Annotated in this window: 21 protein-coding genes; 19 read left to right on the forward strand and 2 right to left on the reverse strand. The window is 37.3% G+C overall.

Annotated elements, in window-relative coordinates; genetic code table 11:
- Positions 1 to 10 precede the first annotated feature (10 nt).
- Positions 11 to 4,453, reverse strand: coding sequence for a translocation/assembly module TamB domain-containing protein (locus C1A09_RS05820; RefSeq protein WP_180949184.1), 4,443 nt, complete (start codon positions 4,451 to 4,453; stop codon positions 11 to 13).
- 201 nt (positions 4,454 to 4,654) lie between these two features.
- Between C1A09_RS05820 and tsaD the strand changes: the two genes are divergently transcribed.
- The 19 genes from tsaD to C1A09_RS05915 all read left to right on the forward strand — a co-directional run bounded on the left by tsaD (position 4,655) and on the right by C1A09_RS05915 (position 21,608).
- Positions 4,655 to 5,674 carry a tRNA (adenosine(37)-N6)-threonylcarbamoyltransferase complex transferase subunit TsaD gene (gene tsaD, locus C1A09_RS05825; protein ID WP_101542783.1) on the forward strand — a complete coding sequence of 340 codons (1,020 nt, stop codon included), beginning with the start codon at positions 4,655 to 4,657 and terminating at the stop codon, positions 5,672 to 5,674.
- Positions 5,675 to 5,701: 27 nt separating this feature from the next.
- Positions 5,702 to 6,169 (forward strand): CinA family protein, encoded by a 468-nt coding sequence (locus C1A09_RS05830; RefSeq protein ID WP_101542784.1) that lies wholly within the window; start codon positions 5,702 to 5,704, stop codon positions 6,167 to 6,169.
- Between the two features lie 121 nt (positions 6,170 to 6,290).
- Entirely contained in the window at positions 6,291 to 6,551 is a 261-nt protein-coding gene (gene rpmB, locus C1A09_RS05835) for a 50S ribosomal protein L28 (protein ID WP_002560154.1), read from the forward strand.
- Positions 6,552 to 6,572: 21 nt separating this feature from the next.
- Positions 6,573 to 6,761, forward strand: coding sequence for a 50S ribosomal protein L33 (gene rpmG / locus C1A09_RS05840; protein ID WP_002560155.1), 189 nt, complete (start codon positions 6,573 to 6,575; stop codon positions 6,759 to 6,761).
- 15 nt (positions 6,762 to 6,776) lie between these two features.
- Positions 6,777 to 6,935, forward strand: coding sequence for a DUF4295 domain-containing protein (locus C1A09_RS05845; RefSeq protein WP_005777897.1), 159 nt, complete (start codon positions 6,777 to 6,779; stop codon positions 6,933 to 6,935).
- 148 nt (positions 6,936 to 7,083) lie between these two features.
- Positions 7,084 to 8,043, forward strand: coding sequence for a signal recognition particle-docking protein FtsY (ftsY, locus tag C1A09_RS05850; RefSeq protein ID WP_101542785.1), 960 nt, complete (start codon positions 7,084 to 7,086; stop codon positions 8,041 to 8,043).
- Positions 8,040 to 9,338, forward strand: coding sequence for a 30S ribosomal protein S12 methylthiotransferase RimO (rimO, locus tag C1A09_RS05855; RefSeq protein ID WP_101542786.1), 1,299 nt, complete (start codon positions 8,040 to 8,042; stop codon positions 9,336 to 9,338). Before ftsY ends, rimO begins: the two co-directional genes overlap by 4 nt.
- 79 nt (positions 9,339 to 9,417) lie before the next feature.
- A complete protein-coding gene (locus tag C1A09_RS05860) occupies positions 9,418 to 9,690 on the forward strand; it encodes an HU family DNA-binding protein (protein WP_101542787.1) in 273 nt (90 codons plus the stop codon).
- Positions 9,691 to 9,715: 25 nt separating this feature from the next.
- Positions 9,716 to 11,011, forward strand: coding sequence for an HU family DNA-binding protein (locus C1A09_RS05865; RefSeq protein ID WP_101542788.1), 1,296 nt, complete (start codon positions 9,716 to 9,718; stop codon positions 11,009 to 11,011).
- Positions 11,012 to 11,203: 192 nt separating this feature from the next.
- Positions 11,204 to 12,199, forward strand: coding sequence for an AAA family ATPase (locus tag C1A09_RS05870; protein WP_101542789.1), 996 nt, complete (start codon positions 11,204 to 11,206; stop codon positions 12,197 to 12,199).
- Positions 12,200 to 12,375: 176 nt separating this feature from the next.
- A complete protein-coding gene (locus C1A09_RS05875; protein WP_101542790.1) occupies positions 12,376 to 13,245 on the forward strand; it encodes a DUF58 domain-containing protein in 870 nt (289 codons plus the stop codon).
- 7 nt (positions 13,246 to 13,252) lie between these two features.
- On the forward strand, positions 13,253 to 14,326 hold the full coding sequence (locus C1A09_RS05880; RefSeq protein ID WP_101542791.1) for a hypothetical protein: 1,074 nt from the start codon (positions 13,253 to 13,255) through the stop codon (positions 14,324 to 14,326).
- Between the two features lie 90 nt (positions 14,327 to 14,416).
- Entirely contained in the window at positions 14,417 to 15,400 is a 984-nt protein-coding gene (locus C1A09_RS05885; protein ID WP_101542792.1) for a vWA domain-containing protein, read from the forward strand.
- An 84-nt stretch (positions 15,401 to 15,484) separates the two neighbouring features.
- A complete protein-coding gene (locus C1A09_RS05890; RefSeq protein WP_101542793.1) occupies positions 15,485 to 16,513 on the forward strand; it encodes a vWA domain-containing protein in 1,029 nt (342 codons plus the stop codon).
- Entirely contained in the window at positions 16,510 to 17,217 is a 708-nt protein-coding gene (locus tag C1A09_RS05895) for a tetratricopeptide repeat protein (RefSeq protein WP_101542794.1), read from the forward strand. Before C1A09_RS05890 ends, C1A09_RS05895 begins: the two co-directional genes overlap by 4 nt.
- A gap of 22 nt (positions 17,218 to 17,239) precedes the next feature.
- Entirely contained in the window at positions 17,240 to 19,066 is a 1,827-nt protein-coding gene (locus C1A09_RS05900) for a BatD family protein (protein ID WP_101542795.1), read from the forward strand.
- 16 nt (positions 19,067 to 19,082) lie between these two features.
- Complete coding sequence (locus C1A09_RS05905) at positions 19,083 to 19,913, forward strand: tetratricopeptide repeat protein (RefSeq protein ID WP_180949191.1); 831 nt, start codon at positions 19,083 to 19,085, stop codon at positions 19,911 to 19,913.
- 199 nt (positions 19,914 to 20,112) lie between these two features.
- Positions 20,113 to 20,394 (forward strand): DNA-binding protein, encoded by a 282-nt coding sequence (locus tag C1A09_RS05910; RefSeq protein WP_180949185.1) that lies wholly within the window; start codon positions 20,113 to 20,115, stop codon positions 20,392 to 20,394.
- A gap of 83 nt (positions 20,395 to 20,477) precedes the next feature.
- Positions 20,478 to 21,608 (forward strand): universal stress protein, encoded by a 1,131-nt coding sequence (locus tag C1A09_RS05915; RefSeq protein WP_101542798.1) that lies wholly within the window; start codon positions 20,478 to 20,480, stop codon positions 21,606 to 21,608.
- A gap of 151 nt (positions 21,609 to 21,759) precedes the next feature.
- On the opposite strand, the gene C1A09_RS05920 is transcribed toward C1A09_RS05915, so the two are convergent.
- On the reverse strand, positions 21,760 to 22,974 hold the full coding sequence (locus C1A09_RS05920; RefSeq protein ID WP_101542799.1) for a tetratricopeptide repeat protein: 1,215 nt from the start codon (positions 22,972 to 22,974) through the stop codon (positions 21,760 to 21,762).
- Between the last annotated feature and the right edge of the window lie 2 nt (positions 22,975 to 22,976).

The following is a 22,976-nucleotide window of genomic DNA, read 5'->3' on the forward strand; positions in this document are numbered from 1 at the left end:
TTACTTAAATCTATTCCTGGGGGATGCTATCAGTGGAGGCCGCTTCCTTTTTTTCCTGAATTTTCTTCAATCTCTTCAGTTTCCATTTGTTCCAGAAGAGCAACTCGTTCCATTTATTGAAGTCTTTCTTGAAAACAATACCGATGCCTTGGGTGGTAAGATTAGTCTTGGTATAATAACGGTCATTCGTTTCGTTATAAGCTTTCAGGCGGATATCTCCAGAACGGTTTACCAACCATTCGGCCTGAAAGTCTCCCACGAAATTAGTATTGGCAATCGGGTTGTCTCGATAACCGAAGTTGCCGTTGATGAGCAGACGGTTGTTCAGTAACTGCCCAGAGAGCATGGTTTCAAATTCTACATCTGTCCAGCCTTTTTCTCCCGTACTGAAGTTGGTGCCTATGTTCCAATTGTTGCTGTCGATGATGTGCGAAAGGGCATTATTCAATTGTCCTGAAAGGGTGGAAGACAGCACGCTTGACATCATATTGGAGTTGCCTGTGACATCTACATTCTCGGGAGTGTAGAATTTGCCGATACCCAGCAAATAGAGTATCTGCATATTCATCTGTTCTTCTGTAGGAATATAGTTACGTATCAATGCTTGCACTTCATCGCGTTCATTGGGCAACTCGATACTCAGTTTTACGGCCGGAGAAGTGAGTTGTCCCGTCAAATCCATGATGCAATTCACCTTGATATTGGTTTGGTCGACATAATTGCCGGCATTGGGTACCAAATCGTTCAGCGAAGCGGAACTGACAAGATAACTTGCCCGTATATCAAGCGTGGCATCAAGAGGAGGACCATTGAAATTGATATAACTTCCATCTTTGATGGTAAAGTCCTTACGAATGACTTCCTGAAGGCTGAACTTATAAATTCCTTGACTGATGCGGTAATTACCGAACATCTTGACATCTCCCTTATTATAAAATTCAGTACGGATATTTCCGGAGCCTTTTCCGCTGATATAATCGCCTGCGATGGGATCCATAATGATTTTCATCGTAGCATCGGGGGTAGCATCGATAAGGAGGTTCAGACGAATATCCGTATCACTTTCTTTCTCTACCATCTCTTTTTGGGCTTGTTCGAAATCGGAAATGAGAAGGATAGAATCTTGTATGGCACGGCGCGGAGTTTTATCTACAAACCGGATGAACTGGTTGCTGACGGCAGACGCAACGCCTTCTTTCATGTATACGAAGTTGGTATTACGATTGGTAGTCATTGCCACATCGATATTGACACCGTCGGCTGCATTTCCGGCAATTGTTGCATTGCCTGTACCGTATACGGTACCGTAGAAAGGATAGTTAAGAGATTCTTTGGTATTCATTACCAACATATTGTTAACATCGAACTGGAAACGGTATTCCAGATTTTTGAAATGCTGGTAATGCAGATAACCGTTCATCTTACCTTGATATCCACGTGTGTCGAAAATGCGATTGTTGCGGAATGCCAGTCCGTCCGGCTGAATAAGGATACTATCTTTCAAAGAAAATGTAGTGTTGAGTACATCTACTTTTAACGATGCATCACCCAATACACGCCCTTCCATGGTGAGTGCCTTAAACTTACCATAGAAATGTACATGCCCGGTGGCACGCCCGCTGAATTCGGGAGTGATACTACGCATATAATGATGTATGAACTTCAGGTTCGTATTGTCCGCTTCTATTTGTAAATCAAGCGCACTGGTGGGTTTTATGGGGTAGACATATCCGTACACATGACTCTTGGCGATGTCTTTCTCGCGGATATGGGCATCCAGATAAATACCTTTCACGTCGTGATGCCATTCTCCATGAATATTGGCATCGCCAAGCAGACCATCATTCAACCCGAGATTACGAATGAACAGGTCCGTACTCATCACCGGCTTTTTCAAGACACCACTGGCATAAGCCGGACCGGTGGCTTCGCCCTTAAAGTTTACACCAAGGTTGGCTATGTCAAATACATAACCGATATTAATATCCTGTAAGTTTAGACGTACTGTATCCTGAGGCTGATCGGATACAATCCCGTTGATGCGAAGATGGCGCTCCTTATGGCTGAAATAGAAGTTATTGATATGTATTTTTCCCGAATCTACTACTATTTGTGAAGGATGTATCTGCCAGAGTGTATCATTAAGAATAATATGGGTAGGCTGGACATCGACTATCGTTTTTAAAGAGGATTTCTCTTTTTGTTTTTTATGAGAGGAACGTTTGTTACCGTCGGCTATATTCTCCTTAACACGGATGAACTGTGTAACGGTTGCTAATTTTCCGCTATAGGTTACAGAACTGCTGTTACCCCAGTTCAACACAGTCTGGATATGGTCGTCCTTGGCTTGTGCTTCTAATGCCACGTTTACAGCTCCATTCACTTTGCGATTAGTGAAACGAACCCGTGCCTGGAACTGTTCGCCGGGATTCTCGCATAGAAGCATGCCCGATTCAATAAATTTCTCTCCATAACTCAGGTGAGGGAAATAGCCTTCAACCCGTAATCGCTGAGCTTTGTCATTGAAATAACCTTTTAAAGTAGAGTGGGTATACACTTTCACAGGTATTTGGAAGACTGTAGACAGTAGTTCCGTATCGAAAATATGCAGGTCGAAATGGAAGTTGTTTTCTGTTTCCTGAGGCTTTTTGCCCGGCAATATCAAAGCTGGAACATAACGGCGCATGATATTGAGTACGCTACCGGGAAGTGTTTGATAGGAATAATCTCCTTCAATACTACCTTTCAGAAATCCGGAATTGACTGTCAGCAACTTATGTTGTTTGTCTTTCTGAATGGCCGCTATTTGAAGATTATCCATGAAATAGTTCTTATCCGGTGCAATGAACTGTAAACTGTCTATATTGATTTCACCATTCATGTCGTCAATAGAACCTCCGGTGAAATCGGCGGTTACTTGAACTGATATTTCCGTATCCTCATATTTAGGTGATAAATGGAGGTTATGCGGACGGAAATGCTCCAGGTTGGCACGGAAATTAAAAGTAGGTACCTGAGTGGCAGTATTGATAGTGCCATTCATTTCCAACGAAACGTTTTCATCATCCAATGCTATTTTCCCATTAAATCCACCTTGTTTGTATTCTCCATCCAAAGTAATGTTCTCGTAAGTATAATCACTATAATCTATGGATGCGACCAATCCTTTCATAAGGATGGACGGGTATTTCTTTTCATAATGATTGCCCTTGACATCCATATTAAAGGTAACTTTTCCTAATTTATCATTACCCAACAGTTCGCCTAACGAAAATTCGGTAGTTTTTATAGCACCAGAGTAGGAAAAATAACCTTTCTCCTTGTCGGAACTTAGCTTTATGTCGGTTTTTAAAGAACCGATATCGGTACGCACTTCACCGTAGGTGACAAGATCGGTGAAATATCCGGATATCTCACCACGAAAAGCGACAGTACCCAAATGCTGTAAGACCGGGGGAACTCCTTTATAATCGTTACTCAAATTACGTACAAAAAACGCAATGCCTTCCTGATCGGCATAAAGGTTAGATAAATTGCCATAAATAAAGGCATCTTGCGGATGAGAAAGATCCTGCAAGGATACATCTCCCTTCAGCAGGAAGTGTTTTCCGGCAGATATCAACAACTGCGGACAATTCAGTCGGTTAATGGTTCCGTTTGTCTCCACTTCCAGTTTTATTTTCTCTTTAAACGGCTTAAAAGCAGGAACAAAGGCTGATAAATCTCGCAAAACGACCTCGGAAGGAAGTATATGAAACGAAAAACGAACATCCCTGGCAAAATTACCGAAAGCTCCCAGACTGTCGTATTCCATGCGGATAGTGTCTGCCTCCAAAGAGGTGTTAGGAAGATCGATTGCAAAATTTTCAATCCGCATTTTCCGGTCATTGGCAACTACTTTGAGACTTAGTTTTTTCAATTCAAAACCGGAATGTTCCTCTTCGATACTCATGCGCTTGATAGCGGCATTGATGGAATCGCTTTGCAGGGCTTTCAAAGAAATATTAGCGAGAATATTGGATAAACGGATATGTTTAGGATTGAACTTTCCCGGGGTTTCCTGTTCGGACCGTATATCATATGACACCCTCCCACGACGTATCAACAAAGAATTAACACGCAAATCCAGATTACTCTTTTTCTTAACGGAATCTTTGGAAGCAAAAGCATCGAGTACAAACTGAAAATTGGATTTAGCGTCTGGAGTTTCTTTCTCCAGATTGGCATTAAAACTGAACAACTGCACATTACTGATAGATATTTTTCCGTTGAACAGGGGAATAATGTCGAATTTGGCAGACAAGCGGGATACCTTCAACAACTCTTTGCCGGATTGGTCGTCTAATAATAAATCATCAATGATGATGCGGTTCAACAAGCCTATATTTATTCTTCCGATACTGAGTCTACTACCTAATATAGAACTCAATTCTTTGGCGACAAGTGCAGACATTTGCTGTTGGACATATGGAATGTTCAACAATAAAATAGTCCCGATATATAGTCCCAATACTATACCGAGTACCCAACGTACTGTCTTTTTCAGCGTTCTGATAGGCGATTAATTTTATTTAGCCAACAAAAATATGAAATAATACGTTATCGATACTACTTTTATCACTACTTTTGCAGCGTTTAAACGTAAATAAACACTATGAGTACAATAATCTTAGGAATAGAATCCTCCTGTGATGACACTTCAGCAGCGGTCATCAAAGATGGTTATCTGCTTTCGAATGTAGTGGCCAGCCAGGCTGTTCATGAAGCATATGGTGGGGTAGTACCTGAACTGGCTTCCCGTGCACATCAACAAAATATTGTTCCGGTAGTACACGAAGCATTGAAACGTGCCGGAGTGACAAAAGAAGAATTAAGTGCAATAGCCTTTACACGTGGTCCCGGATTGATGGGGTCTCTATTGGTAGGAGTATCGTTCGCTAAGGGATTTGCACGTTCTTTGGGTATTCCAATGATAGACGTTAATCACTTGACGGGGCATGTGTTAGCTCATTTTATTAAAGCAAAAGGCGAAGAGAATAGACAGCCTGATTTTCCATTCCTTTGTTTGCTGGTTTCCGGTGGAAATTCGCAGATTATTCTGGTTAAGGCTTATAATGATATGGAGATTTTAGGGCAAACGATTGATGATGCCGCAGGCGAAGCCATTGATAAATGCTCCAAAGTAATGGGACTGGGATATCCAGGGGGACCAATCATAGATAAGCTGGCACGTCAGGGAAATCCGAAAGCTTTTACATTCAGTAAACCTCATATTCCGGGGTTGGATTACAGCTTCAGCGGATTGAAGACTTCCTTTCTCTATTCTCTACGTGATTGGATGAAGGATGATCCTGATTTCATCGAGCATCATAAGGTGGATTTAGCCGCTTCATTGGAGGCTACAATTGTAGATATTTTAATGGATAAGTTACGCAAAGCTGCCAAGCAATATAAAATCAATGAAATAGCGGTTGCCGGTGGCGTTTCTGCCAATAATGGTTTGCGTAATGCATTCCGAGAACATGCCGAAAAATATGGTTGGAATATCTTTATTCCTAAATTCAGCTATACAACCGACAATGCTGCAATGATTGCTATTACAGGATATTTCAAGTATTTGGATAAAGAATTCTGTCCAATGGAGGCACCTGCTTATTCGCGCGTTAGTTTATAAAAATAAGGCCATATAATATAATAAGGTATGAAACCGGAAGAGGAAATAGGAATATTGTTGAAAACAAAGAATTTCTCCCTTTCCACCGCAGAAAGTTGTACAGGTGGCGGGATCGCTACTTTGATAACGTCCGTTCCGGGTAGTTCGGAATACTTTAATGGTGGTATCGTAGCATATTCCAACGAAGTAAAGATGTCTCTGCTTCATGTCTCTGCCGATACCTTGGAAAAATATGGAGCCGTGAGCCGTGAAACCGTAACTGAGATGGTGAAAGGTGCGATGAAAACGCTGAAAACAGATTGCGCGGTAGCGACATCGGGAATTGCGGGTCCCGGAGGAGGAACTCTCGAGAAGCCGGTAGGAACTGTCTGGATAGCTGCTGCCTATAAAAATGAAATTGTCACTATGAAACAGGAAGGAGACTGCGGAAGAGCGGGAAATGTTCAAAAAGCTATCCAAAATGCTCTTTTATTACTTCGTGACATACTAAAATGAGGAAAAATTGCTATCCTACAGTGAATTATTTTAGGAAAAACTTGTTTGGTAACGATAAAAGTACTTACTTTGCGCTCTGTTTGAAAGAAGTATAGATAAAAACTATAAAATAAAGATAGAAATGTCGAAGATTTGTCAAATTACCGGAAAGAAAGCCATGATTGGCAACAATGTTTCACACTCAAAGAGAAGAACTAAGAGAACCTTTGATTTGAACTTGTTTAACAAGAAGTTCTACTATGTAGAGCAAGATTGCTGGATCAGCCTGAGCCTGTGTGCTGCTGGTTTACGTATTATTAATAAAAAAGGACTGGACGCTGCTTTGAATGATGCAGTAGCTAAAGGTTATTGTGATTGGAAAACCATTAAAGTAATTGGTTAAACGTAGAGGAGATACTGAATTATGGCAAAGAAAGCAAAAGGTAACAGAGTACAGGTGATTCTGGAATGCACAGAACACAAAGATAGCGGTATGCCGGGAACTTCTCGTTATATTACGACGAAGAACAGAAAGAACACTACCGAAAGATTGGAGTTGAAGAAATACAACCCGATCTTGAAGAGAGTAACAGTACATAAGGAAATTAAATAATAAGAGTATAACCCCATGGCAAAGAAAACAGTAGCAAGTTTGCACGAAGGTTCTAAAGAAGGTCGTGCTTATACCAAGGTTATCAAGATGGTTAAGTCTCCGAAGACAGGTGCTTACATCTTCGATGAACAAATGGTTCCTAACGAAAAAGTACAAGACTTTTTCAAGAAATAAGATTAACATAGCGACCGTAAGGCGCTGATAATTTATAAAAAAATCCCCTTATCGGTAGTCCGGTAAGGGGATTTGTTATATCTTTGCAGAAAAGCGAGAATAGGTCGTACTATTTATACGTAAAAAGCATTGTACAAACAATAAGAATATGGGATTTTTTAGTTTTTTCTCCAAGGAAAAGAAGGAAACGTTAGATAAAGGATTATCTAAGACCAAAGAAAGTGTATTCGGTAAGATAGCCCGTGCCGTGGCTGGAAAATCGAAGGTAGACGATGAAGTGTTGGATAATCTCGAAGAAGTACTGATAACTTCTGATGTAGGTGTAGAAACAACATTGAAAATAATTGAACGCATTGAAAAGCGTGCCGCTTCAGAGAAATACATGAATGCGCAGGAGTTGAACACAATTTTGCGCGATGAAATCGCTGCTTTACTCACGGAAAACAATTCGGATGATGTGGATGACTTTGAAGCTCCCATTATGAAGAAACCTTACGTTATCATGGTAGTTGGTGTGAACGGGGTAGGTAAGACTACTACAATTGGCAAATTGGCATATCAATTCAAAAAAGCTGGTAAATCCGTTTATTTAGGGGCGGCGGATACCTTCCGTGCCGCTGCTGTGGAACAATTGATGATTTGGGGCGAGCGGGTAGGTGTGCCTGTAGTAAAACAAAAAATGGGAGCCGATCCTGCTTCTGTAGCTTTTGATACACTAAGCTCTGCCGTAGCCAATAATGCCGATGTGGTAATTATAGATACCGCCGGACGTCTTCATAATAAAGTAGGCTTGATGAACGAGCTCACAAAAATAAAGAACGTAATGAAGAAAATCGTACCGGATGCACCGAACGAAGTATTACTTGTTTTGGACGGTTCTACTGGGCAAAATGCTTTTGAGCAGGCTAAGCAATTCACATTAGCTACCGAAGTCACGGCAATGGCGGTAACCAAACTCGATGGTACAGCGAAAGGCGGTGTTGTCATCGGCATTTCCGATCAATTCAAAATTCCAGTAAAATATATTGGTTTGGGTGAGGGTATGGAAGATTTGCAAGTATTCCGTAAAAAGGAATTTGTCGATTCACTGTTTGGAGAAAATACATGAGAAAGAAAACAATAGATATCATTACTTTAGGATGTTCTAAAAATTTAGTGGATTCTGAGCATCTGATACGTCAGTTGGAAGAAGCCGGTTATCACGTTACTCATGATGCCAAACGTCCCAAAGGACAAATTGCCGTTATCAATACTTGCGGTTTCATTGGCGATGCAAAGGAAGAATCCATCAATATGATTTTAGAATTTGCACAGGCCAAAGAGGAGGGAACACTAGAAAAACTCTATGTGATGGGATGCCTTTCGGAACGTTATCTAAAGGAGTTGGCTATCGAAATTCCGCAGGTTGACAGATTTTACGGTAAATTCAATTGGAAAGAATTGCTTCAGGATTTAGGTAAAGCCTATCATGAAGAACTCCATATAGAGCGTACTTTGACTACTCCCAAACACTATGCTTATCTGAAAATATCAGAAGGATGTGACCGTAAATGTTCTTATTGTGCCATTCCTATTATTACCGGAAAACATGTATCACGCCCAATGGAAGAAATTCTGGATGAGGTGAGGTATTTGGTTGCCCGTGGTGTGAAAGAATTCCAGGTTATTGCACAGGAGCTGACTTATTATGGAGTAGATTTGTATAAAAAACAAAGGTTACCCGAACTCATCGAACGTATTTCTGAAATACCGGGTGTAGAGTGGATACGTCTGCATTATGCTTATCCGGCACATTTTCCGATAGATTTATTTCGTGTGATGCGTGAGCGTTCCAATGTATGTAAATACATGGATATTGCATTGCAACATATTAGTGATAATATGTTGGAAAAGATGCACCGCCATGTGACAAAAGCTGAAACCTACCGTCTAATCGAGAAATTCCGGGAAGAAGTTCCGGGAATTCATTTGCGCACTACATTGATGGTAGGACATCCCGGTGAAACGGAAAAAGACTTTGAGGAGTTAAAAGAATTTGTCCGTAAGGTCCGTTTTGATAGAATGGGGGCTTTTGCTTATTCCGAAGAAGAAGGTACATACGCGGCAGCGAATTATGAGGATACTATTCCACAGGAAGTGAAACAAATACGTTTAGATGAATTGATGGCGATTCAACAAGGTATTTCTGCAGAATTGAGCGCAGCAAAAGTAGGACAAAAAATGAAAGTAATTATTGATCGCCTAGAAGGAGATTATTACGTGGGACGTACGGAATTTGACTCTCCTGAAGTTGACCCTGAAGTCTTGATCGAATGTAAAGATAATACATTACTTATAGGTAACTTTTACCAAGTAGAGATAATAAACTCCGATGATTTCGACCTTTTTGGACGAATTATTTAAATATTTTTCCCGAACTTCTTGTGTATGTGAGGAAGATTTGCTAATATAGCAACATATTTCTAAATTAATTACTTGGACTTTGAATAACAAAGAATTTACTTCTGAATTGTCACGGAGACTGGGGTATACCGTGAAAGATACTTCGGATTTAGTTACATCTTTACTGTCGGACATGATCCGGCAGTTGGAAGAAGGGAATGTTATTTCCGTACAGGGATTTGGTACATTCGAAGTTAAGAAAAAATCCGAACGTATTTCCGTTAATCCGACAACAAAACAACGGTTATTGGTACCTCCTAAATTAGTACTGACATATAAACCTAGTACACTGTTGAAAGATAAGTTTAAGTAATTTTCCTTTTAATTGTCCTCGCATTATGAATGAAAAGTTAAACATACAGAACTTGATTGATTTGCTAGCTGAAAAGCATGGCATGAGCAGAAAGAATGCAGACAGTTTTGTGAAAGAATTCTTTCTGTTGATTGAAGAATCTCTAGAAAAGGATAAATATGTGAAGATAAAAGGGTTGGGCACTTTCAAGCTGATTGCTGTAGAGAGTCGCGAAAGTGTCAATGTCAATACGGGAGAACGTTTTGAAATACAGGGACATACCAAAGTTTCTTTTACTCCGGAACCCACTTTGAAGGACATTATCAATAAGCCGTTTGCACACTTTGAAACGGTTGCTTTGAATGATAATACAGTGCTTGAAGATACCCCATTGGATACTGATAATGAGGACGATGAGGAAGTTGAACAAAAAGGAGTTCCTTCCAACATTGATACGAAAATTCAGGAAGCTGAGATTAAGAAAGAAATTCCGATTATTGCGGAAGTAAAAGAGGTGCAATTTGTCAAACCTAAAAACGATAAGGAAGGGACTATTGAATTTATAGAAAAAACAGCTGTAATTTCCTCAGAAGTTGTTTCTGCTTCTAAGGAAACTAAAAATATTCCTGAAGAACTCGAAAATGAGAAGCAACAAGTTGCTGAAATAATTCCAGAAACTTTTACTGATGTTGTCAAACAGAAACTAAAATCGAAAATTGAGTCGGAGATAACTTCTGAAACGATACTAGACCAGCCAAATACAAAACAATCGGAACCGATCGTGAGGGAAGGTGAGGAGTCTTCTACGATGAAATATTTTATAGGTATCGTCGTTTTCGTGGTACTATTATGTTCTGGCGCCGTGATATTTATGTATTATCCTGATTTGTTCGATAGTTCATCTTCAAAGTCTGTTAGAGAAACAATGATGAAAGAAAAAGTAGAAAAACCTATTGATCAAAGAACATTAACCGATAGTCTTTCTCCAAAAGATGTTGTTCAACCGGCTCAAAAAGATACTGTAGCTGAAATTTTAACTTCAACTTCTCAGCAAAAAAATACTCCTAAAGAGAATGTAGCAGTATCTGTTCCTCGAAAAGAACAAAAGAAATCTGCGGTGATACCTTTCAAACCTGATTCTGTAGGATATACCATCGTTGGAACAGAGACTACCTATACTATTAAAGAAGGCGAGACGTTAACGAGAATAGCACTTCGATTTTATGGAACAAAGGCTTTATGGCCATATATAGTAAAACATAATCCTGGTGTTATCAAAAATCCGGATAATGTACCTTTTGGTACCACAATTAAGATACCGAAACTTGTAAAGAAGCAGTAAAAAAATACTGCTTCTTTTTTTGTTAAGTACTAAACTCTATGAAAGTAGTTTAATCTAAAGGTTTCACATTGTTTTTTAATAAAAATTAGTTGGTATGGTTAATTTATTCCCGTACTTTTGGGAGCGAAAAAATAATTACCGGCTATGAAACCGGATAAACGAGGAAATTAAACATTAAAAATAGATTGATTTATGGCTGAAACAATTGATATCCGCGAACTGAACGAGCGGATTGAAAGACAAAGTGCTTTCGTTACCAATCTCATCACAGGCATGGACCAGGTTATTGTAGGACAAAAACACCTGGTAGAATCATTGTTAATTGGTTTGCTGTCTGACGGACATGTATTATTGGAAGGTGTACCCGGTTTGGCAAAAACTTTAGCTATCAAGACATTGGCTTCATTGATCGACGCGCAATATAGCCGTATCCAATTTACTCCGGACTTGCTGCCTGCCGATGTTATTGGTACAATGGTTTATAGCCAGAAAGATGAAACTTTCCTGGTAAAGAAAGGTCCTGTTTTTGCCAACTTTGTTTTGGCGGATGAAATTAATCGTGCTCCGGCCAAGGTACAGAGTGCCTTACTAGAAGCTATGCAAGAACGCCAAGTTACTATCGGCAGAGAAACGTTTAAATTGCCTGAACCTTTTCTGGTACTTGCTACTCAAAACCCAATTGAACAAGAAGGTACTTACCCATTGCCTGAAGCGCAGGTAGACCGTTTTATGTTGAAAGTCGTTATTGACTATCCAAAGCAGGAGGAAGAAAAACTAATTATCCGTCAGAATATCAATGGCGACAAGTTTAATGTAAAGCCTATTTTAAAAGCTGACGAAATTTTAGAAGCCCGTAAAGTTGTTCGTCAGGTCTATCTGGATGAGAAAATTGAGAAATATATTGTAGATATCGTATTTGCTACTCGTTATCCCGAGAAATATGATTTGAAGGAATTAAAGGATATGATCGGTTTTGGCGGATCACCCCGCGCATCTATCAATCTGGCATTGGCTGCACGTAGTTATGCTTTCATTAAACGTCGTGGTTATGTTATCCCTGAGGATGTTCGCGCCGTAGCACATGATGTTCTGCGCCATCGTATTGGTCTGACATACGAAGCAGAAGCAAGTAATATGACTTCTGATGAGATTGTAAGTAAAATATTGAATAAGATTGAAGTGCCTTGATGTAAATAAATATCGTAATATCAGGACGAAAATCCAAGAATGATTTACCTATTTTACTAAAAAAGTAAAGAAAGATTTACTAAATTTAGCCGATGTTTTAGTAAAAAAGGAAGGGAAATTAGTAAATGGTTTTTGTTACGTGATATATACCTGTTTATTAAATTATGTATTACTGAATGGAAACTACTGATTTGTTAAAAAAAGTCCGTCAAATTGAGATTAAAACCCGCGGATTATCCAACAATATCTTTGCTGGCCAGTATCACTCGGCTTTCAAGGGTAGAGGTATGGCATTTTCCGAAGTACGAGAGTATCAGTTTGGCGATGATATACGTGACATTGACTGGAATGTGACTGCACGCTTCAATAAACCTTTTGTTAAGGTGTTTGAAGAAGAACGCGAACTGACCGTAATGTTATTGATAGATGTTTCCGGCAGTTTGGAATTCGGTACAATAAAGCAGATGAAGAAAGATATGGTCACGGAGATTGCTGCAACATTGGCTTTCTCCGCTATCCAGAATAATGATAAAATAGGTGTCATCTTCTTTTCAGACCGGATTGAGAAATTTATTCCACCTAAAAAAGGACGTAAGCACATACTTTATATCATTCGTGAGTTGATCGATTTCCATGCAGAAAGTCGCCGAACAAATATTCGTTTGGGATTAGAGTATCTGACGAATGTAATGAAACGTCGTTGTACAGCTTTTATTCTATCTGACTTTATAGACCAGGAAAATTTCAAGAATGCCATGACTATCGCCAATCGTAAACATGACCTTGTTGCTATACAAGTATACGATCGTCGCGTAGAGGAATTACCTGCTATAGGCTTAATAAAAATTAAGGATGCTGAAACTGGTCATGAACAGTGGATTGACACTTCTTCGCATGCCGTGCGCCGTGCACATCATGATTGGTGGGTGAATAAACAAGTGGAATTAAACGAAACATTTACCAAGAGTAATGTTAACAATGTGTCGGTACGTACCGATCAGGACTATGTCAAAGCATTAATGAATTTGTTTGCAAAACGAAATTAATCGGAAGATGAAAAGATATTTATTTCTGATAACACTGTTGGTTGCATGGTCGGGCAGAGCAGGAGCTCAGTCAGTAACGGTAGATGCGACAATAGATTCTTTGCAAATTCTAATCGGAGAACAGGCAAAGATTAAATTGCAAGTTTCGCTAGATACTGACAAACGGGCTATTTTTCCTGTCTATACCGATACGTTGGTAAAAGGAGTGGAAATTATTGATATAGCCAAACCTGATACGCAGATGTTGAATGATGGTAGGCGTTCATTGATAACTCAAGAATACACAGTTACTTCATTTGACTCAGCACTTTATTATCTGCCTCCTATGGAGGTGCTTGTGGATAATAAAGGCTACCGTTCCAAGGCATTGGCCCTGAAAGTATATTCAATGCCAGTAGATACGTTGCATCCCGATCAGTTCTTTGGACCTAAGACTGTGATGCAGGCTCCTTTTGCTTGGGAAGATTGGTATGTAAGTATCTCTTGCGGAATATTGTTTATTCCTCTACTTCTATTATTGATCTATCTGATAAAGCGTATACGTGATAATAAGCCAATTATACGAAAGGTAAAAGTAGAACCTAAATTACCGCCACATCAATTGGCAATGAAAGAAATCGAGCGTATTAAAGATGAAAAAGCATGGCAAAAAGGACTATCGAAGGAATATTATACAGAACTGACAGATACCATTCGTACATATATTAAGAACCGTTTTGGTTTTAATGCTCTGGAAATGACGTCTTCTGAAATCATTGATAAATTATTGGAAATAAAGGATAAAGAAGCGATAACTGATTTACGCTCATTATTTCAAACTGCTGATTTGGTGAAATTTGCCAAACATAACCCAATGATGAACGAGAATGATGCTAATTTGATTAATGCAATTGACTTCATCAATGAAACTAAAGAGAAAGAAGATGAGAATGCTAAACCACAACCAACAGAAATTACTATCATTGAGAAACGTTCTTTACGTACCAAAATATTGCTCGGTGCAGGTATTGTGCTATTGGCCATCGCTCTTATAGGTTCGCTTATATATATAGGTTTAGAACTGTATAACTATTTTGCTTAATTATACTTCAATCGGAATCATATACATTAATAAAGAAATGAATGAGTTTTTGAGTGAAGCTAAATTTTAAATCGTTAAATCATAAATATCATGGTTTTTGCCAATATTGAATATTTATTTTTACTACTGTTGCTTATACCTTATATAGTATGGTATATCATGAAGCGGAAGAATAGTGAAGCCACTCTTCAGATTTCGGATGCTCGTGTGTATGCGCATACCCCTAAAAGTTATAAGAATTATTTGCTACATGTACCGTTTGCGCTTCGGATCATTGCTTTGATATTGATTATCCTTGTTATGGCACGCCCGCAAACCACTAATAGCTGGCAAAATAGTGAAGTTGAAGGTATTGATATTATGCTGGCTATAGACGTTTCTACCAGTATGTTAGCCGAGGACTTGAAACCGAACCGTTTAGAAGCGGCTAAAGAAGTGGCAGCAGAATTTATAAATGGACGTCCGAACGACAATATAGGTATTACTTTGTTTGCTGCGGAAAGTTTTACTCAATGCCCACTAACGGTAGACCATGCCGTACTTTTAAACCTGATTAAGGATGTGAAATGTGGACTTATAGAAGATGGAACGGCAGTAGGTATGGGTATAGCTAATGCTGTGACTCGTTTAAAAGATAGTAAGGCAAAGTCTAAAGTCATTATTCTTTTAACGGATGGAACTAATAATAAAGGGGATATCTCTCCGTTAACAGCTGCCGAAATTGCAAAGAGTTTTGGTATTCGTGTTTATACTATCGGTGTGGGCACTAATGGTATGGCTCCATACCCTTACCCAGTAGGTGGAACTGTACAATATATAAATATGCCAGTTGAGATAGATGAAAAAACATTGACTCAAATTGCCGGTACTACAGATGGTAATTATTTCCGTGCCACCAGTAACTCTAAATTAAAAGAAGTTTACGAAGAAATAGATAAGTTGGAGAAAACAAAACTAAATGTAAAAGAATATAGTAAACGTCAAGAAGAATATCAGTGGTTCGCACTGGCAGCTTTGTTATGTGTATTATTGGAAGTTTTGTTACGTAACTCTGTTTTAAAAAAGATACCATAAAATTATTATTTGCGCATCTTCTTTATGTTATATCATTATATAACCGGATTATAAATTGTAAATTACTAAATTGTAAATAGAAAGATGTTTCGATTTGAAGAACCTGCATATTTGTACTTGTTACTATTGTTGCCATTTTTGGCAGCTTTCTACTTGTACTCCAATTATCTGAGACGAAAAGCGATCCGTAAGTTCGGCGATCCTATACTGATGGCACAATTAATGCCTAATGTTTCTAAATATCGTCCGGATGTAAAATTTTGGATGGTATTTGCTGCTATTGGATTATTTTCCGTATTGTTAGCACGTCCACAGTTTGGTTCAAAACTTGAGACTGTGAAACGCCAAGGAGTAGAGGTGATGATTGCATTGGATATATCTAATTCTATGCTGGCACAAGATGTACAGCCTAGTCGCTTGGAAAAAGCCAAAAGACTAGTGGCACAATTGGTTGACAAAATGGAAAATGATAAAGTAGGTATGATTGTTTTCGCCGGTGATGCATTTACACAATTGCCTATCACAAATGATTATATTTCAGCTAAAATGTTTCTAGAAAGTATTGATCCCTCTTTAATATCTAAGCAAGGTACGGCTATCGGTGCTGCCATTAATTTGGCATCCCGTAGTTTTACACCTCAAGAAGGGGTAGGACGAGCTATTATTGTTATTACAGATGGTGAAAATCATGAAGGTGGAGCAATCGAGGCTGCCAAGGCTGCTACAGAAAAAGGTATTCAAGTCAATGTTTTGGGAGTTGGTATGCCTGATGGTGCACCTATCCCAGTAGAAGGTACGAATGATTATCGTCGTGACCGGGAAGGCAATGTTATTGTTACCAAACTAAACGAACAGATGTGTCAGGAAATAGCAAAAGCTGGTAATGGTATATATGTACGTGTAGATAATACGAATAGTGCACAAAAAGCAATTAGCCAAGAAATTAATAAAATGGCTAAAGCTGATGTAGAAACACAAGTTTATACGGAATTTAATGAACAATTCCAAGCAATAGCATGGATTATTCTGCTATTGCTGCTTGCCGAAATGCTGATAATGGAACGTAAAAATCCACTGTTCCGCAATATTCATTTGTTCTCTAATAAGAAATGATACGTATGTTACAGAAAAAATATATTGGAATGGTTTTGCTGTTATTAACAGCAGTATCTGTATCGGTTTCTGCACAGAAAGCGGAACGTGATTTTATCCGTAAGGGAAACCGTTTGTTTAAAGATAGTGTGTATGTGAATGCAGAAGTAAACTATCGGAAAGCTTTAGACGTAAACCCAAAGTCAACCGTTTCTATGTATAATCTAGGAAATACTTTGACTGAGCAAAATAAATTGGAAGAAGCCATGGAACAATACGTAGGGGCGACAAAAGTTGAAAAAAATAAAGATAATTTGGCACAAATTTATCATAATATGGGAGTTATATTCCAGTCGCAGAAAGATTATGCAAAAGCTGTAGAAGCTTACAAAGAATCTTTGCGTAACAATCCCAAAGATAATGAAACTCGATATAATTTAGCATTGGCTCAGAAATTGTTAAAAGATCAGCAACAAAACCAGAACCAAAATCAAGATCAAAATAAACAGGATCAACAACAGGATAAAAAAGACCAAAATAAGCAAGATCAACAGCAAAAACAAGATCAACAACCCCAACAATCTGAAAAGAAAGACAATGAAATGTCTAAAGAAAATGCGGAACAGTTGTTGAATTCTGTCATGCAAGATGAAAAAGATGTACAGGATAAAGTAAAAAAGCAACAACAAGTTATCCAAGGACATCGTTTAGAAAAGGATTGGTAATAAATATAATAGGAAATAATATATGAGAAAAATAGTTTTCTTATGGATAGTATTGATAACGGTCAGTGTGCATACCTTTGCTGATGGAAAGGTGACATTTACCGCGTCTGCTCCTGATGCAGTAGCAGTGGGTGATCAGTTTAGGTTATCATATACAGTGAATACGGAGAAAGTAAGAGACTTCCGGGTTGCTTCTATTAAGGGATTTGATGTTTTAATGGGTCCAAGCCGTTCCTACAGTATGCAAAGTATTAATGGAGTGAAAACAGAAAATCTCACATTTACTTATATTTTAATGGCTACAGCCGAAGGTAATTTCACAATTCCCAGTGCAACTATAACGGTTGATGGTAATCAGATGGTATCCAATGCTGTACACATTAAAGTATTACCAGCTGATCAGGTTAATTCATCAGGAAACAGTAATAACAAAAGTGGCGGATCTGCCAGTCGTCCTTCTTCCGGTACAGCAATATCCAATAACGATTTATTCATTACGGCTACTGCCAATAAAACTACTGTTTATGAGCAAGAAGCTCTCTTGTTGACATATAAGATATACACATTGGTTGATCTTCGTATGTTTGACAATGTGAAGTTACCTGATTTTAAAGGCTTTCACTCACAAGAAGTGGAATTGCCCAACGACAGAAGATGGGGATTGGAGCATTATAAAGGTAGAAATTATCAAACCACAATTTATCGCCAGTTTGTACTATTTCCCCAACAATCAGGTAAACTTACTATTGATGCTGCTCGTTTTGATGCTTCTATCGCTAAAGCAACACAAGTATCCGATCCGTTTGAAGCTTTCTTCAATGGTGGTAGTAATTATGTAGAAGTCAAAAAGACTATAATGACTCCGCAACTGACAATTGACGTAAAACCATTACCTGTCGGTAAGCCTGCCGAGTTTTCAGGAGGGGTAGGTGAGTTTAATATTACTTCTTCTATTAACACAACAAACATCAAAACAAATGATGCTGTTACCGTAAAATTGGTTATTTCTGGTACAGGTAATTTGAAACTTCTTTCTACTCCGGAGATTAAATTTCCGGAAGACTTTGAAGTTTATGATCCGAAAGTAGATAATAAGTTCCGTCTGACCAACGCAGGATTGTCTGGAAGTAAAGTAATTGAATATCTGGCTATTCCACGGAATGCGGGCACATACAAAATTCCTGCCGTAAACTTCAGTTACTTCGATATTAATTCTAATTCATACAAAATATTGACTACGGAAGAATATGAATTGCATGTAGAAAAGGGTGCAGGGAATGCGGTACAGACTATTGCGAATTTTACGAATAAAGAGGATTTAAAGATATTAAACGAGGATATTCGATATATTAAACAGAATGAAGTAACTCTTTCTCAAAAAGGCGACTTCTTCTTTGGTTCATGGTTGTACTGGTTATTTTATTTGATACCGGGAGTAGCATTTATTACATTCTTTATTATATATCGTAAACAGATTACTGCCAATGCTAATGTAGCAAGAATGCGTACAAAGAAAGCAAACAAAGTAGCAGTAAAACGTATGAAACTAGCTGGTAAACTGCTGGAAGAGAATAAAAAGGATGCATTCTATGATGAAGTATTGAAGGCTCTTTGGGGATATATCAGTGATAAATTAAATATTCCTGTTTCTCGTTTATCAAAGGATAATATCGAAGAAGAACTTTGTAATTATGGAGTGGATGATACTCAAATTAAGGAATTCATTGATGCATTGAATAATTGCGAATTTGCCCGTTTTGCTCCTGGTGATGATAATCAGGCTATGGATAAGGTTTATTCTGCTTCTTTGGATATTATCAGTAAAATGGAAAACTCAATTAAACATTAACCAGGAGGGCATAATGATGAAAAAAATATTGTTTTTTACCCTTACTTTAGTAATGGCATTGGTTGCTTTTGGACAGAACTTGACAGATACACTACAACTGACTGACAGTACTGTTGGCACACGTGTTGCCGAATTTTCTGCTGCAAGACAAGAAAGAAACGTGACAAAAGCTGAAGGAGATAGTGCCTATATACATAATGACTTTGCTTCAGCGATTCAAATTTATGAGAATTTGTTAAAGAAAGGTGAAGCTGCAGAAGTATATTATAATCTTGGGAATAGTTACTATAAAGCTGATGATATTGCAAAAGCAATATTAAATTATGAACGTGCTTTACTATTGCAACCGGGTAATGCAGACATTCGTGCAAACTTAGAAATAGCACGTTCTAAAACGATTGACAAGGTAGTTTCAGTACCTGAAATATTCTTTGTAGCTTGGATAAAGTTCTTGATTAACAGTCTGAGTGTAGATACTTGGGCTAAATTAGGGATAATTTTTTTCATTCTGTTATTAGTCTCCTTTTCTCTTTTTTTCTTTTCCAAACAAATTGTATGGAAAAAGACAGGTTTTATAACAGGAAGTATTTTTCTAGTTTTTGTGGTAGTAAGTAATGTCTTTGCATCAGAACAAAAGAATGAATTGATGAATCGTAATCAGGCTATAATCTTATCACCTAGTGTAACAGTACGTAGTACTCCTAGTGAAAGTGGTACTAGTTTGTTCATTTTACATGAAGGACATAAAGTTGAAATTAAAGACAATTCAATGCGTGAATGGAAAGAAATCCGTTTAGAGGATGGTAAAGTAGGATGGGTACCTACTTCCACAATAGAAATAATTTAAAACAACCAATTATAAGAAAACACGACACTTATGAAGTACAAAAAGAACTAATTTTTTGTACTTCATAAGTGTCGTGTTTTCATTTTAAGTAATGTAAATATCGAATTTGAAAAATACATGTAAATAATTTGTTTTATCCTTTTTTTTTCTTAAGTTTATAGCGTGATAATAAAAATACAGGGTATTAACCATTAAATTTATGAATATGAGAACAATAACATTTAATGAACTTCGTAAAATTAAAGACGCATTACCTAGCGGTAGTATGCATAGAATAGCCGATGAACTTGGACTTAATGTAGATACAGTGAGAAACTTTTTCGGTGGACATAATTTTAAAGAAGGTAAAAGTGTAGGGATTCATTTAGAGCCTGGTCCTGATGGTGGTTTAGTAATGATTGATGATACTACTGTCCTTGATCGAGCATTAATGATTTTAGATGAGATAGCTAATAAAACAATAGAACCTGTTCAAGCTTAAGAAAAAATAAAAAGATCCCAATTGGTTTAATAAACAATTGGGATTTCTTGTTTGTTTAAAAATACAATAAAATAAATAGGCTTATGGAAGATAAATTAGTTACATTAGCAATTCTAACGTATGCAAAAGCACAGATATTGAAGAATGTCCTCGAAAATGAAGGTATTGAAACTTACATTCATAATGTAAATCAAATACAACCAGTGGTATCTTCTGGTGTCCGAGTCCGTATCAAAGAAAGTGATCTGCCCCATGCCTTGAAAATTACTGAGAGCTCTGTCTGGTTATCTGAAGAGGTAGTAGGAGGGAAGCCTCCTAAAGTAGAAAATATAAGTAATAAGGTCATAATTCCAGTTGATTTCTCTACTTATTCAATGAAAGCATGTGAATTCGGTTTTAATTTTGCACAAAATATTGGTGCAGAGGTTATCTTATTACATGTTTATTTTACACCTATTTATGCAACATCTTTACCTTATGGCGATGTTTTTAATTATCAGTTAGGTGATGAAGAAAATGTAAAAAGTATTTTACAAAAGGTACATTATGACTTAAATATCTTATCTAATAAAGTAAAAGAAAAAGTTACTTCCGGTGAGTTACCTAATGTTAAGTATACGTGTGTGTTACGTGAGGGTATTCCTGAAGAAGAAATTCTTAGATATGTTAAGGAATACCATCCAAGAATTATTATTATGGGTACACGTGGCAAAAACCAAAAAGATATTGATTTAATTGGAAGTGTAACAGCCGAAGTTATCGAACGTAGTCGTGTGCCAGTTCTTGCAATTCCAGAAAATACACCATTTAAACAATTTGCTGAAGTAAAACGCATTGCTTTTATAACAAATTTTGATCAACGAGACTTAATAGCATTTGATTCATTAATAAATAGTTTGAAACCATTTCATTTTTCCGTATCTTTAATTCATCTTGCTGATATAAAAGATACTTGGAATGAAATAAAGTTAGGTGGTATTAAAGAATACTTTCAGAAACAATATTCACAATTAGAAATTCATTATGATATTGTGAAGAATGATGATTTCCTTAATAGTTTAGATAAATATATCAAAGCTAATAACATTGATATTATAACTATAACATCTTATAAACGGAATATATTCTCACGCTTATTTAATCCCGGTATTGCCAGAAAAATGATTTTTCATTCTGATACACCTTTATTGGTTATTTATGGTCGACCAAGCTGAAAAATTAAGCCTTTACAATTAAACGAATATCATGATTATGTTTAATATATTTAGGAGATAATTTTTTGTCTCCTATTTTTCTTTTATACTACTAAAAAAACCTAATCAAATAAACTTTGATTAGGTTTTTAAGATATTTATCAAGAAAACATTATTGCATCATCTTCTCAATTTCATCAAATTCCGGTCCCATTTGCAAATTGTAATATACTCTGTACAAACCATTCAACCACAAATCTTTTTGGTCTGGTTTCAATTGTCTTGCTTTCTCATAATAAGGTTTTGCATTTTCATAGAAAGTCTTTAATGTATTCTGATCTTCTTTATATTTAGGATCGTTTACATCAGTAGTAGCTTTTTCTGAAAAGTCTTGAGCTTTCAGACAATAAATTAAACCCAAGTTAGAATATGCTTCAGCATAAGTTGGATCTACTTCAATAGTCTTTTTGTAGAATTCGATAGCTTTATCATACTCCTTCATATTGTGATAAAGATATCCTTTTACATACAAATAAAATGTATTATTAGGATCCTTTGCTAACATATCATCAGCAAATTGCATTGCTTCATCATATTTATTGTTGTTGCTATAATAATCAATCAAATGACCGAAAAAGAATGAATGCTCAGGATACTTTTGGATACCTTCTTTCAAAGATGCAACCCATTTAACAGTATCTCCTTGAGCTTTCAAAGCAGTAGAAATAAATTCCATAGCATATTTTCCTACTTCTTTGTCATTTTGAGCATAAGGAGCATATTTCAACACACTAGGATAATCTCCCATTTTAGCAGCTGCTAAACTTGCATAATATGCAATTTGAGGTAATACAGTATCAGTCTGTTGCAAGTTTTCTTTCTCAAACATCGGATGTGCAGCAATATCAACATAGGTAGCAAAGAATTCAAGAGCTTCTTTGTTCTTGTCCAAGTTAAAGAACTGAATACCACCATTAATCAAATTCGGACGTGCAGCCAAGATAGCAGCAGAATTAGGCTTTCTATATTTGTTCTTAATTTTACCTTTCTCATTAGGTTTTTGTGCCAATTCGTCACATTTAAAATAGTACTTACACATATTTAATGCACTATTATACACTTTAAGGGTATCATAAGGCTTTCTTAAATATGCACTTTCCATTTCTTTTTCATTGATTCTCTTCTGAATAAAGCCTGCTACATCCCATGTATCAGCATTGTCCTTTGTTTCAGAATTAGTCAAGGCTCCGTTGATAAGTTGCTCTGCTTTTGCAAAGTCCGGTTTTACTTCATTAGCAATACTTTTGGCTTCTTTCACAGTCTTCTCTTGTGCGAAAGTAAATCCTACCGCAAGCAGTAAAACCATTGAAAATAGTACTCTTTTCATGA

The organism is Bacteroides cutis (assembly GCF_900241005.1).
Taxonomy (GTDB): domain Bacteria; phylum Bacteroidota; class Bacteroidia; order Bacteroidales; family Bacteroidaceae; genus Bacteroides; species Bacteroides cutis.